Genomic DNA, 283 nt, shown 5'->3' with positions numbered 1-283 from the left:
GCGGCATCACCGGAGCATTTCACTTTCCCTTTCCGGAGAACGATGCTCCGTTTCCTTTGGGCGTATATTCCAACAGCAACCTGTTTTCCATCACCAATGACGGGGATGAAACTGGATTCACACTGCGAATTGAGGCATTGCCCAGCGACATTCCGCAGGAAGTGGTGGCAGTGACTCCGACCATCTACAATGAAAACGGCGAATATCTGCAAATCAAAGGTGATATTCTGACCGGCGATGTCATTACGGTTACCACGAAAACCGGAAACAAGACCGTCACCTT

The 283-nt window shown here is 49.8% G+C and carries 1 pseudogene; it reads left to right on the top strand.

From position 1 onward, the window contains the following. Positions 1-283, top strand: a pseudogene (locus tag RUMCAL_RS15905) (phage tail family protein); the annotation flags it as partial.

This window comes from Ruminococcus callidus ATCC 27760, from assembly GCF_000468015.1.
Lineage (GTDB): Bacteria > Bacillota > Clostridia > Oscillospirales > Ruminococcaceae > Ruminococcus_C > Ruminococcus_C callidus.
Note: the sequence above shows the minus strand (reverse complement) of the source record. Positions and strands in the feature narration are given on the sequence as shown.